The organism is Trichocoleus sp. DQ-A3 (assembly GCF_039961975.1).
GTDB lineage: Bacteria > Cyanobacteriota > Cyanobacteriia > Cyanobacteriales > FACHB-T130 > FACHB-T130.
Window position 1 is genome coordinate 1 of the sequence record NZ_JAMPKC010000032.1, and the last position, 17,921, is coordinate 17,921.

13 protein-coding genes and 1 pseudogene are annotated in these 17,921 nt (G+C 48.3%); 3 read left to right on the forward strand and 11 right to left on the reverse strand.

Annotated features, from left to right (window positions below; genetic code table 11):
- Positions 1-339: 339 nt before the first annotated feature.
- The 5 genes and pseudogenes from NDI44_RS25390 to yidD all read right to left on the reverse strand — a co-directional run.
- Positions 340-435: pseudogene (locus NDI44_RS25390) on the reverse strand (DNA adenine methylase); the annotation flags it as partial.
- Between the two features lie 82 nt (positions 436-517).
- The gene (locus tag NDI44_RS25395) at positions 518-1,543 is read right to left on the reverse strand and encodes an ABC transporter permease (RefSeq protein ID WP_190412954.1); all 1,026 of its coding nucleotides are present in this window, start codon (positions 1,541-1,543) and stop codon (positions 518-520) included.
- Between the two features lie 150 nt (positions 1,544-1,693).
- Positions 1,694-3,343 (reverse strand): ABC transporter substrate-binding protein, encoded by a 1,650-nt coding sequence (locus tag NDI44_RS25400; RefSeq protein ID WP_190412955.1) that lies wholly within the window; start codon positions 3,341-3,343, stop codon positions 1,694-1,696.
- Between the two features lie 85 nt (positions 3,344-3,428).
- Positions 3,429-4,445: a TOBE-like domain-containing protein gene (locus tag NDI44_RS25405; protein ID WP_190412956.1), complete on the reverse strand. Its 1,017-nt coding sequence runs from the start codon at positions 4,443-4,445 to the stop codon at positions 3,429-3,431.
- A 281-nt stretch (positions 4,446-4,726) separates the two neighbouring features.
- Complete coding sequence (gene yidD, locus NDI44_RS25410) at positions 4,727-5,203, reverse strand: membrane protein insertion efficiency factor YidD (RefSeq protein ID WP_190412957.1); 477 nt, start codon at positions 5,201-5,203, stop codon at positions 4,727-4,729.
- A 183-nt stretch (positions 5,204-5,386) separates the two neighbouring features.
- On the opposite strand from yidD, the gene chlP reads away from it, so the two are divergent.
- Positions 5,387-6,607 (forward strand): geranylgeranyl reductase, encoded by a 1,221-nt coding sequence (gene chlP, locus NDI44_RS25415; protein WP_190412958.1) that lies wholly within the window; start codon positions 5,387-5,389, stop codon positions 6,605-6,607.
- 213 nt (positions 6,608-6,820) lie between these two features.
- Here the strand turns inward: chlP and NDI44_RS25420 are convergent, their stop codons facing one another.
- From NDI44_RS25420 to mnmA, 6 genes are all read right to left on the reverse strand, one after another.
- Positions 6,821-7,624 (reverse strand): phytanoyl-CoA dioxygenase family protein, encoded by an 804-nt coding sequence (locus NDI44_RS25420; protein WP_190412959.1) that lies wholly within the window; start codon positions 7,622-7,624, stop codon positions 6,821-6,823.
- A 171-nt stretch (positions 7,625-7,795) separates the two neighbouring features.
- Positions 7,796-8,818 carry a hypothetical protein gene (locus tag NDI44_RS25425; protein WP_190412960.1) on the reverse strand — a complete coding sequence of 341 codons (1,023 nt, stop codon included), beginning with the start codon at positions 8,816-8,818 and terminating at the stop codon, positions 7,796-7,798.
- A gap of 300 nt (positions 8,819-9,118) precedes the next feature.
- A complete protein-coding gene (locus NDI44_RS25430) occupies positions 9,119-11,596 on the reverse strand; it encodes a caspase family protein (RefSeq protein ID WP_190412991.1) in 2,478 nt (825 codons plus the stop codon).
- A 102-nt stretch (positions 11,597-11,698) separates the two neighbouring features.
- A complete protein-coding gene (gene sat / locus NDI44_RS25435; RefSeq protein ID WP_190412961.1) occupies positions 11,699-12,913 on the reverse strand; it encodes a sulfate adenylyltransferase in 1,215 nt (404 codons plus the stop codon).
- 133 nt (positions 12,914-13,046) lie between these two features.
- Entirely contained in the window at positions 13,047-13,622 is a 576-nt protein-coding gene (locus NDI44_RS25440) for a hypothetical protein (protein WP_190412962.1), read from the reverse strand.
- A gap of 412 nt (positions 13,623-14,034) precedes the next feature.
- Positions 14,035-15,090: a tRNA 2-thiouridine(34) synthase MnmA gene (gene mnmA, locus NDI44_RS25445; protein WP_190412963.1), complete on the reverse strand. Its 1,056-nt coding sequence runs from the start codon at positions 15,088-15,090 to the stop codon at positions 14,035-14,037.
- A 246-nt stretch (positions 15,091-15,336) separates the two neighbouring features.
- On the opposite strand from mnmA, the gene NDI44_RS25450 reads away from it, so the two are divergent.
- Together NDI44_RS25450 and NDI44_RS25455 are read left to right on the forward strand one after the other, a co-directional pair.
- Complete coding sequence (locus NDI44_RS25450) at positions 15,337-16,173, forward strand: hypothetical protein (RefSeq protein ID WP_190412964.1); 837 nt, start codon at positions 15,337-15,339, stop codon at positions 16,171-16,173.
- 97 nt (positions 16,174-16,270) lie between these two features.
- Entirely contained in the window at positions 16,271-17,878 is a 1,608-nt protein-coding gene (locus tag NDI44_RS25455) for an NAD(P)H-hydrate dehydratase (protein ID WP_190412965.1), read from the forward strand.
- Positions 17,879-17,921 lie beyond the last annotated feature (43 nt).

A 17,921-nucleotide genomic window follows, 5' to 3' on the forward strand; every position in this document is an offset into this window, starting at 1 on the left:
ACTGCTTGGTGAATGTTGTTTGTGGACTGATTGCCTATGCTCACCAACCGAAGAAGCCATCCATTGCGATTGATTACAATTTACTCCCGCCCACTTAACCCGAACTCACGTTAAATAGATTATTGGCTGCTTCCTTTCCCTACTTCATCGGGAAATTTGCTGGATATCTCATTAACTGGCATTTGGCTCTCAGTGCGATCGCGGAGTTTCCACCTTCTCAAACACCGTTACTGTCCGTTAATCAACCTAAAATTAGGCTGCATATCAGAAACCCGGTTTCTTAAAGAACCGGGTTTTCAACCACTTCCATCACTTCTGCGTCACCATACTTCACCGAATCGTTTCAACGGGTGAAGGTTGTCGATTGCTCAATACCGCAGCCGAGGCACCATAAAGTTCCTAATAGTGCTGAGCTTTTGGCAACAAGGGCAGCAGCCAATCAAGATGGCTGAATTAATTTCCCCCTATCAACCCAAAGCAATTAATTTAGCCATTCTTGTTGTCTTAGTTGCCGGTTTTAGTAACGAATTCGAGGGTCAATGTAAGCATTGATGATATCAATCAAAATGCTAGCAACTACAACAATCGACGCAAAAAATACCATGATTCCCTGCACCGTAGGGTAATCTCGTAAAGAAATGGCTTCATAAAGTCGATTTCCTAAACCAGGCCAAGAGAAGGTAACTTCTGTTAAAACTGCGCCGCCAAGCAATGCGGCTAAAGTCAGCCCCAGGACGGTAATGACTGGAATCATGGCATTTTTCAGGGCGTGGGCAAAGAGAATCCGCGATTCTGGAATGCCTCTGGCTCTAGCAGCTTCTACATAATCTGCCTTAAGGGTTTGCTTCAAGTTCACCCGGACAATCCGCTCGAAAATCCCGCTGAGGAGGATTCCGAGGGTCAAGCTGGGGAGGGCGAGATAATGCAATGCGGTGAAAAAATGCTCAAAGTTACCGCTGAGGAGACTATCAATCGTATAAAGACCCGTGATGAGTGGCGGGGGTGCTGTAGTTAGGGGAAAGCGCGATCCTAAGGGAAACCAGCCTAGCTGAACCGAGAAAATCAACTGTAGAATCATCCCTACCCAGAATATCGGGAGCGAGTATGTGATGATGCCAAACAAACGACCGCTCGCGTCTAAAGCCGTGCCAGGGCGGGTGGCGGAAAGGATGCCAACGCCGACGCCGACTAGGAAAGCAATCGCCATACTAAATACTGCTAATTCTACTGTCGCGGGAAAGTATTTCTGAATCTCACCCCAAACATCTTGACCCTGACTGGTCAGCGAAGTCCCCAAGTTCAAGCTAAGTAGGGAACCCAAATAGCGAATATATTGCAACGGTAAGGGATCTGATAGCCCCAACTGTTGACGATATTGCTCTTTGACGCTTTCTGGGGCGCGACCGCCTAAAACTGCATCCACCGGGTCGCCTGGGGTGGCACGGAGGAGCAAAAACACTAGAGTGATGATGATCCATAGCATCAAGGGTGCTAGGAGAAGGCGGACGAAGATGTAAGACTGTAGGGCTTTGGAGCGTGACATTACTGTTTTAACGCAAAGGTTCGCAGAGGTTTACGCAAAGGTAGCGCTGTCGCGCCGCTTTCGTTACGCAGAGTTAAACCTCTGCGTAACGAAAGCGCTTCCCTTTGTGTTCCTCTGCGTTTAAAAGGGAATTGTAAAACTAAGCGATCGCTACTTTTTAATTGTCCAGAAGGCGAAATCCTGGGTGGGGTTGATGCGGAGACCGCTGACGCCTTTTTGGGTAAAGGCGAAGTCTTTACTTTGCCAGAGTGGAACGTAAGGTACGTCTTTCGCCAGTAGGTCTTGAATATCCGCAAAAATCTTCTTGCGGGCTTCGGGGTTTTGCTCTTTTCGTTCTTGGGCAATCAGCTGGTTCATGCGATCGCTGTAATAAAAGGAACCCTGATTCTGGCTTGCGCCGTCTTCACAGCCGTTTGCCGCCGATCCTTTCGGACACTCCAGAAATGGCTGAACATAGTTGTCAGGGTCGAGAAAGTCTGGATACCAATCCAGTAAGACGGTCTGATAAAGACCTTGGGAGACGCTTTTAAAGAAGGTAGCAGAGTCTACGGTGTTGACTTCAAATTGCAGCATTCCTCCTAGCTGTTGATCTGCCACTGCTTTGAGGGTACTAGCAGCGAGTCGGCGAGTCGGTGAACTAGAAGGATACCAAATTTGCAGTTTCAAGGGATTGGTAGGAGAGTATCCCGCTTGCTGCAACAGTTGTTTTGCTTTTTCGGTATTGCCGTCCCCGTATTGGTCTTTAAATACTGGCTTGTAGACATCAAAGGTAGTGGGCACCATGCTGTAGAGAGGTTCGGCTTGATTTTTGAGCGATCGCTCATTCACCAAAGGTCGGTTGACGATGGATGCGATCGCACCGCGCACGACTGGGTTATCTAGCGGCTTACTCTTGGTGTTCAGCACCAGAAAGCTAGCAGCACTCCCCTGAGACTCGATCGCTTGCCAGCTCCCTTTGGTCGCCCCATCTTTCAAGCTGGCAATCTGGTCGGGATCGAGGGATAGGTAGGCGACATCCACGCCTCCCGTGCGAAATGCGTTAAACAAGTTGGCTGAATTACTCAGCACTTGCACGTCAATTCCTTTATTTACTGGTTTCTCGCCCCAGTATTGGTCAAAAACATCCAATCGCTGCGACTCACTGCTAAACTGAGCCAACTTGTAAGGGCCAGTACCCACAAATGTGTTTGGCTTGAACTTTCCAGCGCCAATTTCATAAGCTTTCGGTGAAACCGCAGCGGCACCGGAAAATGCCAGCAGGGCGGGAAAAGCAGCAAACGGCTTTTTCAGCTTAATCGTTAACTCATAGTCGCCAGTTGCCTTCACTGAGTCCACCGCATCGCCGAGAAGAAATGACGGCTTTCCTTTATTTTCGATAAAGCGTTGCAGGGAAAATTCCATCGCTTTGGCGTTAAAAGGAGTGCCATCGTGGAAGACGACGCCCTGACGCACAGGAATGGTGTAAGTTAACCCGTCTGGACTCACTTTCGGCATTGCCGTCGCCAGTTGCGGCTTGAGTTGGGTGCTTCCCAATTCGTAGGTATACAGGCGATCGCTCAGGTTATAGAGCAAGTAGACGGCTGCTAGCTCGTAATTATCTGCCGGGTCCATCGTCCGTGGCTTCTGGGTGGTACCGATGGTAATCCGACCCGAATTGGTACCACCAGGACTGGGAGAAGTCGCTGAATCAGACGCCGGTCGCTTCCCACAGCTGATCGCGAGAAAACAACAAAGACAAAACAGACAAAAGAATTGTCCGATGAACCGCCACCGATGAATAGACAGGCGTCCCCACTTCATAACTTAACTATGCGCTCTTTCAAATCGACTTAGATATCTAATTAAAGCCGATTCAGCTGAAAGCTGAGTGTTGACGCCTGAAGTGCTAGATCGAAAAATACAGCGGGAAAGATTTCGCATCCTTTGGTTTGACGAATACTCGCTGTTGCGGCTCCAAATTTAACTCATCGAACCGCTCTCGCGTGATGTGAGCCATGACGACCTGACCATCGTCTAGGATTAATTCTGCCTGAATTTCCCAGCCGAGATGAATCAAGCGGTTCACTCGTGCGGGTACGGAGCTGCCGTTGGGATTCGTCTCTACGACGACATCATGGGGACGCAGGAATATCTCAGCTTGGGTCGAATCAAACCCGTTTGCCTCGAAAATGCGGGAAGTGCTGGGCAACACATTCACCGGGCCAATGAAACTCATGACAAACGGTGTCGTTGGGCGATCGTAAATCTGCGCGGGTGTGCCAATTTGTTCGACTCTGCCTTTGTTCATCACCACAATTTCATCGGAGACTTCCATTGCTTCTTCTTGGTCGTGGGTGACGAACACGGTGGTGACGTGGACTTCATCGTGCAGGCGTCGCAACCAAGCCCGCAAATCCTTACGCACTTTGGCGTCTAAGGCTCCAAAGGGTTCATCTAGCAGCAATACTTGGGGTTGAACTGCTAGCGCTCTGGCTAAGGCAACTCGTTGTCGCTGACCGCCGGAGAGTTGGGAAGGGTAGCGATCGCCTAGTCCGCTTAGTTGCACTAACTCCAGCAATTCTTCTACCCGCGCCTTTACTTTGCCTTTGGGAGTTTTTTGAATCTCTAAGCCAAAGGCAATATTTTTGCGGACGGTGAGGTGTTTAAATAGAGCATAGTGTTGGAATACAAACCCGATGTTGCGGTCTTGAACGCTCTGATGAGTAGCATCTTGACCAGTCAACCAGATTTTCCCGCTATCTGGCATTTCCAGACCGGCGATCAGTCGCAGCAGTGTAGATTTACCAGAACCCGAAGGTCCTAAAAGCGCGACCAGGGAGCCTGATTGAATTTCTAAGTTGACTTCGTCAACGGCTTTAAAACTGCCGAACTCTTTAGAGACGTTTTCAACAACAATGCCCACTACTTTCGACCCCTAGACAAGAATATTTTTTTAGCTATCCTAATCTGGGTTTTCATTGACCCATCAAAGTTCAGGATAGACAAATCTCCGGTTTATCGATGAGATTAACGTACATATATACCATACCTAAAATCTATTTGCATTAATTGACATTTGCTAGAAACCTGGGGGTCAACAAAACTCGCAGGCAAAATGAGAACAGTTAGATTTTGCCTGCTCTCCCCCACAGCATTCTTAAATTAAGTTGAAGTCGGGGGGTAACAAAAAGAAGGATGAATGTTTTATCCTCCGCAACTCCCGCAATCTGCGACTCCACAATCTATCCCAGAGCCACAATCTGCGACTCCACAATCTAAGGAAGCAAAATCCATTTCAGAGAAACAATCTAGCGCTTCACAGCTCAGCTCTGAGACACCTGAGACACAATCTACAGCACCATAATCATCACAGTTGCAGCCCCAGTTTCTATTTCTGCGTTCGCGCTTGGAGCGATCGCTATCAGCTTGACTGCTATACCTGGCTTGCAAAATTTGGTTTGCGATTTTACAAGCTCGGAATCGTTGGCGCACGGTGGCGATCGCCGCTACCAAACCCTGTTGTGCAATCATGCGCTTGGCGTACTGCGAGCAAGATTCCCCCTTGTAAAGCAATCGATGAGCGCAAGAAAACCCTTTGCGGGGTGAAATGTGCCTCTGATAGCCGCCGATAGAAGCGATCGCGATTTGCCGAATTGCAGAATCGAGGGAAGGAGCATTCATAGAGTTGGAGCAAAAATCTCTGGAGTGATTGGGAGTAGCTACAACCCCAGGAACCGCGATTTAGTTTTCAATGTGTTAAGCTCTGTTGCAATTCAGTCACAACCTGCACGATCCTGCTGGGACAACCGAAAAGTCCGTGATACCATCTCACCTTGTAGCCGTAAGAGAATCGGGAGAATAGCTTTGGTACTACGGGTTGCTGTTGTGGGATCGGGTCCGGCGGGTTCCTCTGCTGCCGAAACGCTAGCAAAAGCTGGAATTGAGACTTACCTGTTTGAGCGCAAGCTAGACAACGCAAAGCCTTGTGGCGGGGCAATTCCGCTATGCATGGTGAGCGAGTTTGACCTACCGCCTGAGATTATTGATCGGCGGGTCAGAAAAATGAAGATGATCTCACCTTCCAACATTGAGGTAGATATCAACATTGAAAAAGAACATGAATATATCGGTATGTGTCGCCGCGAGGTATTGGATGGATACCTACGCGATCGCGCAGCTAAATTGGGTGCAAATTTAATTAACGGCACTGTTTATAAACTCGATATTCCCACGGGCAATACTGACCCTTACACCTTGCACTACGCCGATCACTCGAACGGTAGCGCTGAAGGGGAGATGAAAACCCTGAAAGTCGATCTGGTGATTGGGGCAGATGGGGCGAATTCCCGCGTTGCGAAGGCAATTGATGCCGGGGATTACAATTATGCGATCGCCTTCCAAGAGCGCATTCGCCTGCCAGAAGACAAAATGGCTTATTACAACGACCTGGCAGAAATGTACGTCGGGAACGATGTTTCCACCGATTTCTACGCCTGGGTATTCCCCAAATACGACCACGTCGCCGTCGGCACCGGCACCATGAAGGTGAACAAAGCCGACATCAAAAATCTGCAAGCAGGCATCCGCAAGCGTGCCGCTAGAAAACTTGCAGGCGGCGAAATCATCAAAGTAGAAGCTCACCCAATTCCAGAGCATCCCAGACCCCGCCGCGTTGTCGGTCGCGTTGCTCTAGTGGGAGACGCCGCCGGAACGGTTACAAAGTCTTCTGGTGAGGGAATTTACTTTGCCGCTAAGTCGGCGCGGATGTGTGCAGAAACCATTGTCGAAACTTCCAACGGTGGCACCCGCATCCCCACAGAAGCCGATCTGAAGCTGTACCTGAAGCGTTGGGATAAGAAATACGGCATCACCTACAAGGTGCTGGACATTCTGCAAACCGTCTTCTATCGCTCTGATGCCACTCGCGAAGCCTTTGTGGAAATGTGCGCCGACAAAGATGTGCAGAAGCTTACCTTCGATAGCTACCTGTACAAAACAGTCGTTCCGGCAAATCCCTTGATTCAGATGAAAATTACTGCCAAAACGATTGGTAGCTTGTTGCGGGGTAACGCGCTAGCTCCTTAGTGGTTTCTATCGGTAAGCAGAATTTGAAAAGCAAAAAAACCTAGAACATTAACAAATGGTTTTTCAGCCAGCGTTGGATCTTAAGAATCCAACGCTGGTTTTTTTATCCTCGTAATATTCAGATAGCGCTCCTCTGAGAGTTTTGATTGACGACAGAAGAAGACCGACCGCTACTTGAACTTAGAACAGTCACAACTAAACTTAGTAAGCGACTTAGTAAGCGAACGATTGATAAACCTCAACCTCGGATTTATCGTTTACGGATTCCACAATCGGATTAAAACGCAACAAGTGACGGGCGCGTTCGGAGAGTGTATCTAGGGTTGCACGCGGAATATTAATCGATACCTCAGGACGAAACATCCAGCGGCGACTATAGCCAATTACAACCATCGGACGCGGTGTTTCTGTGTAGTTAGGAGTGCCCCGGTGCAGACCCCGAACATCCCGGATCATCACATCACCCAGTTGCATTGTGACAGGTTCTAACTTGGCTTCTCCAGACTCCATGCGGCGCAGTCCTTCCTCTTTGGAAATCATGTGCGTACTGCGCGTAATCTCCATTGGCCCGTTTTCCAGAGTGATATCTACGAGTGGAAAGTTGACAGCTAACTGGAATGGCGGCGTTTCTGTACCCATTTCGGGGAAAAGTGGCGGCGCATCTCGATGCACGTCTTGATATTCAGACCCCAGCAAAGGTGTGTCAGTTGCTAGTTGGCACATCACTGCATCTTTGCCTACTAACAACTCTACAAGTGCCAGAATATCGTCATCTTCGTAAATACTAGGATCGGCAAAAGGAGCAGTGAAAGGAAGGGTTACATAATAGCGGGCTGAACCGCGATTGCGAAGCTTGCCTTCGCGGACAATGTGATCTTCTAGCAAAGGCGTGAAAGCTTCACGCCAAGAATTAAGTGTTACCGGGGAAAAGTGATTGGGCAACACACAATAGCCATCGTTCAGAACCGCTTGGGCGAACGATTCGATTTGTTGGTGGTTATAGCGCTTTGTCATCATCTTTTGATTTTAGCGATTGAGTATAGCGAATGGCTGTAGTTTAAAGTTTTATTTATGATAATTAATAATCAATAATTAGGCGCTTTAAAACCTTGCACATGGAGGTGCATCGTATCTTTTTATAAAATTAAGTTTTTTATGAATAAACCTATCAATATAAATTAGAAAAATCTACTCATCTACTATTTTTCTAAACATCTCTTCTCCTCGAATTGCGCTAAAAGCTTCATCGGTTTTAGCAATCTCTTTATACATAGGCTCAATATCAATTGCCCATTGTAAGTTTCCGACTGCTAGATTGAGGCGGTATTGCATTGCATAGCAGCGAGCATTGTTATATCGAGCTTCCGAAAAGTTTGGTTCAATCTTAACCGCTAAGTTGTAAGATTGATTTGCCTCTAAATATCGACCTTCAGAAAAGCAAGAGTTGCCTAAAATCAAGTAATCATTGGCATTTAAATCAAGATTTTGATTGACAGATTCTGTTTCTGTCACTCTTTGCTCAGACACTGCATCGTTTGTTTGGGCTACAGGCTCCGATAGGGTATCGGAAAGCAGTTCATGATTGTGATAAGAATGCTCAAAGTTAGAGGTTTCAATTTCTCTATCTATAACGGTCGGAATTTTAACAGCTTGTGCGTACCTAAATTTTGCAATTTCTTGTTGTACACTTTCTTTCTGTTCTTTTAAGTCTTCTAATATAATCTGAGCTTGGGTTAAAATTGTATTTAATTGACTTAAAGTATCCGTTTCCAAAAAATTAGCTTCTTGCGGTAAAGCAGATTGTTCTAATTTTAAATTAGCCTTAGCGGTCTCTTCTATTTGTCTAATAAGTTGTTCTTGTAGCTGCGTGAATTCCTTTTGAGCATCTGAAATTATTTGATTTGTCATACTGCGACGAAGCAGAACTACACTAACAGCGATCGCAATCGGAAACAGCGTCAGAACAAGTACCAAAGTATTGAGCAGCGTAGTGATGCGGCTAAAGGCGCGGTCAACTTCAGCTTGGACGCGATCGCGTATTTCTTTCTCTTGCCGCAGTCGTTCTAGTTCCTCTCGTTCTTGATTCGACAAGGTTGGAGGTGAATTAGGCTGGGGTTGGGCAGTGGTAGCAACGGCAGATACTAGCAGGGAAGAAAGCGCCAGTGCAGGAAGCGCAAGCTTTGCGATCGCAACCAGATTGGGAATTTTCATTTTTCATCCTGTTAGCTTTCAGTCTTAGTATTCCCAATCCGTGCCAAAACTATCAGCCGATGTGCATTTAATTTGCAGATTAGTCGCAGAGGATTGGAAATGGGGAATGGGTAAAGACTTTTTGAGTGATAACCCTTGGCTTCGCTCAATGCCAGGGGTTTGAATTTTGAATTAAAGAATGCTCTTCTCACTCAAAACTCAGACGCGATTTATCGCGTCTCTAAAACTCAAAACGCTAATTTCCCCTTCCCAGTCCCAACCCATCGGCACATCTGAAATGTAAAGGTAGGGCGATCGCTTTTAAACCACCTGATAAATAAAGCTGAGTGTTGCCCAGCTTCTCACATCTAGAGCGTAGGAGTCAGAAGAGACAGCAATCGTTTCGGTAGGGACTGAAGCGATCGCTTCGGTTTCCCCTTCATGCCGCTTCCCTAACGTACTCGCCTGATGCAAGTCTTGCAGCACCGCCTGCGCCACATTCAGCGGCTTAAACAACTCGCCCACTCCCTCTCCCTTCAACCCGCGAATTGATGCTACAGCCGCCATCGTCTGGGTAAAGGGTGCCGAGGAGCAAATTAGAAGAGTTTCTTCTAACCCACTAGGACCGCGAATCGTCAATTCAAAAGAGCCAGCAGGTTGTGGCACGATCAGGGTAGCACCCGCCTCCACAACCAGCTCTTTGACCGTTGGTTTCGCATCCGGACTGTCCCCGATTTGGGGAAATTGCAACGGATAGAGAGCAACACCAGCACCGCCGCTATCAACGCCGATAAGCATCAAATAGATCGGGTGATCGCTATAATTTTGGACTCGGTACTGGATGCGGCTACCGATGGGGATGGTGGGGATGCCTGCATCGGAAGGAATTTTTGAGTCGTCAAGACGCGATGACTCGCTTCTAGAATTAGAATCCACAATGGCGTCCCCTGTCATCCGCAGCGTTTCTCGTTTTAGCAGCACCTTTTGATTGGGATAAATCATCTCCAACGTTGCTCCCACTCCCAAGCGGGAAGACTCTTCATTGACCGTCAGACGCAATAATTTCGCTGTCAGCAACGTTTTCAGTTTGGGCACTAACCGATTCACAGCCGCCTTCACCGCCTCACCCGATTCCCCAACGGTATTGGGAATCAAATCCCGACCGAGAGAAAATAACCCATATCCCCCCTGATAATCGGGTGTCTGCGCCTTGCCAAACAAATAATCGGCGGGTTGCTCTCCTGCCGTTACCACGGATGATACAGAGCGAACGCTGGCAAAAGCACTGGTGGCATCCACCCGTTCAATTCGCTCCAGTCCGGCGTCTAAGGCAATCGTCAAGCCTATATTTTTGGGCAACACCCGGACGGATTCGTGAACCAGTTGCCCCACTTGGAGGCTAGAGAGGCTAGAAGTGTCTGTGCTGCCGATAACTCGCGCCTTGGCGGTGAGACCCTCCTTGGAACGAATGTGGAGTTGCAGTTGAGTCGGAACTGAGGAAACTTCACCTGTCGCGTTGCTGTCTGGAGTCTGAGCTTCCGACATCGGTAGGGAAGCACTCAGCTGAGAATTCACTCCGTAGTATTCCAAAACGGGTGCAGGTAATCCTGCTAGCCACAGATGTACCGTTTTACCGCCCTCTTCCACCGCTGTAACGACGCCATCCGCACCGATACTAATTTCCGGCTGATAGGGTAACAAGGAAGGCTGGTTACTTTTTTGACCGCTCAACTGGGGTTGTTGCTCTTTCCCCGCCAGCTGCTCGACGATCCCAGCTGCTCGACTGAAACTGACTTGAACCGTAATGGGAGGAGTCGCCTGCCAGAGATGTTGCGTCAGGGCATAGGTGAACAATCCAGCGCTGAAACCGCCCCAAGGAGCCTCTGCCGCCAGTTGACTGGGTCCAGCCGCTGCCAGCACGATTCCAGGCATTTGACCGGGCTTATACTGCTTATTGAGCTGTTCCCGCGAAGATTTGAGACGCAGCAGGAGTTTTTCCTGAAAAGCGAGTTCCTCGTCACTCGCTTGCTCTGCTAGCGGTTGTCGGGCAGAACGAATCCGCAAGTTGCCGTGGAGGAGAGTATCGGCGTCAGTGTAACTGGTATCCAGTACCGTTGTGACTTGGTCTGTGGGAAGCGATCGCAACAGCAACAGCAGTGTCTCTTCCAATAAATCATTCGCCGGTGCCCCTTTTGTCGGCAGCACTCCATCTACTGGCACTAAACTGTTTTGAGTGTTGATTTGAGTGTTCAAGACTGTAGGCGCTAGCTGTGCAGCCGCAACGCTTTCCCCTTCCCCAAGGGTAGACTCAGGACTGAGTGAAGATTGATCGGCACCCAAAGTCCTCAGTCCTTTCTCCTCAGCCCCAATTCTGACGCGGCTACCGCAGCCGCTGAAGTGGAACAAAACAACATCCCCCGCCGCCGCCTGCTCTGTGAGATGCTCCAGAAAAGCAGTTTCAATATTCTGCCGCGTTGCTTGGCTATCTGTCAGCGTCAAAATATCGCTAGGGTGAAAACCAAAGCGATGAATCAAAAGTTCCCGTTGCAGTTCCACATCTGTGACACAACCTTGTAGAGACGGAAGCGATCGCGTCTCTGTCCCACGCGGGTACTGATTAATTCCGACCAGTAGCGCCAACTTTCGCCCACTCGGTTGTGCCAGCGCCTGATAATAGCGATCTAGCAGAGGCACCGCAAAGCTTTGATCTCCCAGTAGAGATAGGGCCGTTTCGCTCACGCCCAGCGCCGCTAGCGCCAACCCCGCCCGTTGCAGAAAACTTCGCCGATTCAATCCCATATCAGCCATTAGCCATTAGCCATTACTCGATCAGCCTACCAGGGGCTAGGCTTTAGAGAATAGAAAGAATGGCAAGTTTTCAAATTTAAGTCGCCTCCCCTCTCAAATTTCAAATTTGAAACTTGCAATCTTAAATTTGCTTGCTTCCTCTGGCACCTGCATCGCCCTTGCCAATTCTGCCGCAACTTCTGGGCGAGAAAACTCTGGTGGTGGCAATTCACCCCGACGTAGCATTTCTCGCACCTTCGTTCCCGATAGATGAATGCGTTCAGCGGGAGTGCTGGGACTCGTCTTTGTCGTCGCCATTGTCTGCGTGCGCGTGCAGTAGAAGGCGTGTTCAAACTTCATCGGCGTGATGCCCAATTCACCCGGCTCAAACTCATCAAAAATGTGCTGAGCATCGTAAGTTCCATAATAATCGCCGACACCCGCATGGTCGCGTCCAACGATGAAGTGCGTACAGCCGTAATTCTTGCGAAGCAGGGCATGGAAAATTGCCTCTCTAGGGCCAGCGTAGCGCATCGCGGCGGGATTAATTGCCAAAATTACCCGGTCTTGGGGGTAGTAGTGTTCCAGCATAATCTCGTAGCAGCGCATCCGAATCTCTGCCGAGATGTCATCATCTTTGGTGACTCCCACTAAGGGATGCAAGAACAAGCCATCTACGGTTTCTAAAGCGCACTTTTGGATATATTCATGCGCCCGGTGGATGGGGTTGCGAGTCTGGAAGCCGACAATCGTTTTCCATCCCCTTTCTTTGAACATGGCGCGAGATTGAGCGGGATCGATCTGGTAATTAGGGAATAAAGGATGAGAGTCGCGTTGCAACAGCCAAACTGAACCCGCGAGATTAATTTCCCCTTGCTTGTAGACAACCTTAACGCCTGGGTGCTTTTCATCATGGGTACGATAAACATTCACCGCCTCGCGGGTTTTGTCGTAGCGATACTTTTGTGTGAGTTCCATAACCCCCACAAATCTACCTGTCGGGTCATCCAGACGCACCAAACTGCCTTCTTTGAGATTCGCCGCAATCGACTCATCCACCGAAAGCGTGACGGGAATTGCCCACGGTAGCCCATTGGCAAGCCGCATTTCAGTCACTACGCGATCGTAGTCTGCTTGTTCCATAAAGCCAGTCAGCGGACTAAATCCACCAATGGCAATCAACTCTAAATCCGATGTTGCTCGTTCGTCGAGTTGCACTCTGGGCAGAAAGTCGGCTTTATCGAGAAATACTTGTCCTTGTTCTGGTGTTGCGATGCGATTAATTAGCTGACCGCCGTGAGGTGCTATGCCGTCTGGACGCTGACTCATATCGAATTGTTAATTTTAGCTGCAAAAAACATCGTACCAATATATAGAACCGGACGGTGAAAAACCTAACCCCCCAGTTCCCTTCTCTTGGGGTTGAAGAGGAGCGATTTTTCAACTAATGTGTTTGCGCTCATTATGCGATCGCTTCCCATTCATCCCAGGTAACTTGAAACTCTTTATAGACTTGTTCCATCGCTAACTCCTCTGTTTCAAAGTAACCTTCTTCGGAAGATCCCCGCTCCTGCGATATTTGGAAGAGATAGAAACCAGAGTCAGTTGTGTATTGCACAATTCTAATTTCTTGAGGTGGAGATAGCTCTATTTTTTCCCCATTTACATAGCGATACCGACGCACGACTCTGGTAGATGTATGCTGCGAACTTAGAAACACACGATGCTTTAAGATGGGCAATCGTTGTTTGAATAATTCGAGTAGCTCAAAAAAAACATCTAGATCTTTGGCTTCGTCTCCAACTTCTTGCAAAATAATGTTATTCCATCCTGCTGTTGATGATTCCCAATTGTAATATCTAGCAATCCAATCATGAAATTGTCCAAATGGAGGAATTTCTTCTAGAATAGCAACATTATTTGTTTGTCTAGCAAAATAGTACCCGGAAATAAATGCCTTTAATAAGGTAATAGACTTCTTTCCCAAGTACATACCAGGTCTAGGTTTTATTCTTTCCAAAAGCTCATAGATAGGCATTTTTGAAGGGATATAAAGGTACCAGACAGTATCTTGCTTTACCTAGAAACAGGACAGAATTTTGAATTCAACCGTTTTCAAGAGTCGATGCAGGAAATGTATAACATTACGGCACGGATAGAATAATATAATTAGCTTCTATTCTGCGGCTGCAAGAGATGCCTCGGATAACTTTTTGGTGCTGTTTGAATAATTTTAGAATCTGTAATGGCTTCACTTATCCAGTTTTAACCAGAAAAAAGTCTAAATTAAATTCATGATTTTCCCACAAAATTACCTCTGTAGCTGATTAAATATGGATAAAAAAGAGGCAAAAGACTTTATCTTTGCCTCCAAATAAATTATCTATTTCTTGCGGAGGACGCTAAGTATAATTCCCTTTGCGTATCTTGGCGAGCCTTTGAGTTTCTAATTACTCAAACCTGTCGATGATGCCACCGCCGAGTACAATGTCTCCATCGTACAAAACCGCAGCTTGTCCAGGGGTAATCCCGAACTGAGGTTCATCGAAGACAAGCTTGATTCGCGAATCTTCCAGAGGAATTACGGTGACTGGCACTGCCTTTGAACGATAGCGGACTTGCACTTCGGCGCGGATGGGACTGGTGGGTTCTGGGATAGAAACCCAGTTTAACCGCGCTGCGGTGCATTCAGGCTTGTGAGTGCTAGCGCGATCGCCTACAATCACTCGATTCCGTACCGCATCCAACGCCACCACATACAGCGGTTCCGCCGCCGCAACACCAATTCCCTTCCGCTGTCCAATGGTGTAGTGATGGATACCCGTATGCTGACCCAACACCTTCCCGGACTGGTCAACAATGTCACCCGTTTGCTGAGAAATGTACTTGTCTAGAAACGTTTGCATGGAACCGTGGGATTCAACCAAACACAAATCCATACTTTCTGGCTTATCAGCGGTTTTTAAGCCGAATTCTGCGGCGATACGCCGAGTTTCTGTCTTGTGTAGTTCTCCCAACGGAAACATCGATCCCGCTAGCATTTCTTGGCTCAAATCGTACAAAAAGTACGACTGATCCTTAGATAAATCTACAGCCCGACGCAGCTGATAACGTCCGGTTTCTGCGTCATACCCGATCCGCGCATAATGACCCGTGGCAATTTTATCAATCCCCAACTCTTCACGGGCATAGCGCAGCATCGGGCCAAATTTCACCGCCTTATTGCACTGAGAACAAGGCAACGGAGTAATCCCCGATTCGTATCCCGCAACCAGGTAATCGACAATATTTTCCTGGAAAACATCCCGGCTATCAACAATGTGATGGGGAATGCTCAACTGTTCGCAAAGAGAAGCCGCATCGACCATTCCCTCAGAACAGCATTGACCTTTACCCTTCATTAGCCAGAGGGTAAGACCAACAACTTCATATCCTTGATGATGGAGGGTGGCAGCTGCGACGGAACTATCAACTCCACCGGAGAGGCCGACGACGACTTTATTCATAGAACGAAAAAGTGAATTACTGAATTATCAGTTTTTTCTTTTCTAGACTAACACTTTGATAATCGTCATTCGTCTAGAGTGATTAGTCCTTTGTCTGTAGGCGTTATCAAGTTAGAACGTTCCAACCTGACAATATTCCAACGTTTTAATCACTAATGATGAAGGACTGATGACTAATTATGCTAGATTGACTACAAATTTTGTCCGCACAATTCCTGGAAGATCGCCGAGGAGAGCTGATTTTAAATGAGGAGCAATCAGCAGCGTTTACTCACTCATGGCAACAGAGAAAGAAAAACCTGTTGGCTGTTGTCCCTTGCCTCGTGCTTGTTCTGGGGTGGATATTTGCTCATTCCACACCCGATTCCAGCAGCAGCCAGACCTCTCCCTACACCACCTGATGTGCTTCCTGGCTTACCTACATCACCAAATACTCCGCCAGCGTTTCCTCAAGATACTTTGCCCTCGATTTCACCGAATCCTTCGGGCAGGCGTGAGATTGAATTTCAGGCACCACCACCAATTACACCTAGCAGAAGGACACCCAGCAGAAGTAGAGATGAGAATTCTCCCCCGGTGCGTCGGAATTCTCGTCTCTTTGGGGTTTTTATTAATGGGGATAGCCCGCTGTTGTTAGCCCAAGTCCGAAAAATAGAACCCGAAGCTTTTGTGCGGTACGGCGGGGGTGTAATCCAAGCGGGAGTATTTGCTGATGAAGTTAAAGCCCAGCAGCGGATTCGGGATCTGGAAGAATGGGGCATTCGGGCGAAAATTAGCGCTTATTCTGAGGAGAATTTTGATGCTGATGCAGAGAATTTCGATTCTCGTCCAGTCACCCGTAGGGAAGAAGTGGAGGAAGTTACCTATTTCGTTGTGATTCCAGGGAGTCAGGAGTATTTACCTGACATTGCTGCCCACATGATCCGGCTGGGGTTCCCCAAGGATGAGGTGTTTCAAAGAGAAGTACCACGCGGACCCCACGTTGCGGTCGGCCCTTTTGAGAATCAGTCACAAGCAGAACGCTGGAGTCGCTTTCTTCGCTCTAATGGTATGGATGCGCGGGTGGTTTATTTTGGTCAATAGCGTGCCCCTGCTGTAGGGGCGGGGAGACTTTGCCCATGCTCATGCTGAGTAAGATAAAACTTAGAACTCACAGAAATCAGCACTGAAATTGGCACAGATGCAACAGAGGCAGGAAAAGATTCAGCAAATCGTGGTGACTGCCCAGCAGATGCGCGAGATTGAAGGGCGCATCTTTGCGGCTGGAATGCCAGTGGCGGCTTTGATGGAAAAGGTCGGGGGTCTGATTGCTAGTCGAGTTCAAGCGCTTTATCCTTGTTTGCCCCCCTTATTCCCCCGGTCAACGGGGGGAGGTAAGAATAAACTGCGTGTAGGCGTTTTGGTGGGACCGGGTCATAATGGGGGCGATGGGTTGGTAGTCGCCCGTGAGTTGCATTTTCAGGGTTATGAAGTTGTTATCTATTGTCCGATTGCCAAGCTGAAGGAATTAACTTCGCAACACGCCCAGTATGCTGAGAGTTTGGGCATTCCCTGTGTTGAGCAAATTGAGCCGTTGCAAGGGTGCGATCTAATTATTGATGGTTTATTTGGGTTTGGGTTAGAAAGAGCGATCGCTGAACCGATATTTTCTGCGATTCATCAACTTAATCAGTGGTCTAAGCCTGTTATTAGTATCGATTTGCCTTCCGGTTTGCACACCGATACTGGGGAAGTTCTGGGAACGGCCGTTCGTGCAACTCACACGTTTTGCTTGGGCTTGTGGAAATTAGCATTTCTGCAAGATCGAGCCTTGGAATCTGTTGGAAAAGCCGAACTGATTGATTTTGGTATTCCGGTGGCGGATATCTCGGCGGTACTGGGTGAGACGCCCAACATTCAGCGGGTGACACCGGCAGTTGCGATCGCGCATCTTCCGATTCCTCGCGCCGCCGTGACTCACAAGTACAAACAAGGTCATCTGCTGCTGATTTGCGGTTCTCGCAAGTATGCGGGAGGGGCAATTTTATCCGGTTTGGGAGCCAGATCCAGTGGCGTCGGGATGCTCTCAATTGCGGTGCCAGAATCCCTGAAACTTTTGTTGGTGGCTCAATTACCGGAAGCGCTGATTATCGGTTGTCCGGAGACAGAGACAGGTGCGATCGCATCTTTGCCAGAAGAAATTGATTTGAGTTCCTATAATGCGATCGCTTGTGGTCCCGGTTTGACAAAAGATGCCACGTCAGTCGTGGAAAAAGTATTAGAAAGCGATTTGCCGATTGTTTTAGACGCTGATGGCTTGAATATCCTCGCCCAGTTCAATACAATTTCAACCCTATCTAAACGACAAGCACCCACTGTTCTCACGCCTCATACAGGTGAGTTTAAGCGTTTGTTTCCAGATGCACCCGATGCCATGAAAGATCGGGTGAGTGCAGTTCGGGAAGCATCCCAGCAGAGTGGGGCAGTGGTACTCCTGAAGGGGGCAAGGACTGCGATCTGCCATCCTGGTGGCTCAGTATGGATTGTTCCCGAAAGCACTCCCGCTTTAGCCCGTGGCGGTAGTGGAGATGTGCTAACGGGGCTAATGGGTGGATTGGTCGCAACGGCATCTCAGCAAGAGTTACCCATCGCAGAGATGGTGCAAAGTGCGGCTTGGTGGCACGCTCAAGCCGGAATTTTGGCAGCCGAGGAGCGGACTGAGTTAGGAGTTGATGCGTATACTTTGACTCAGTATTTGATGGCAGTTGTGCATAGAGCTTACGGCACTGCGATCGCCACGGCGTTCTAGTATTCTTGGCAACAGAAGGAAACAGCGCGAAATTTAGCCGTAT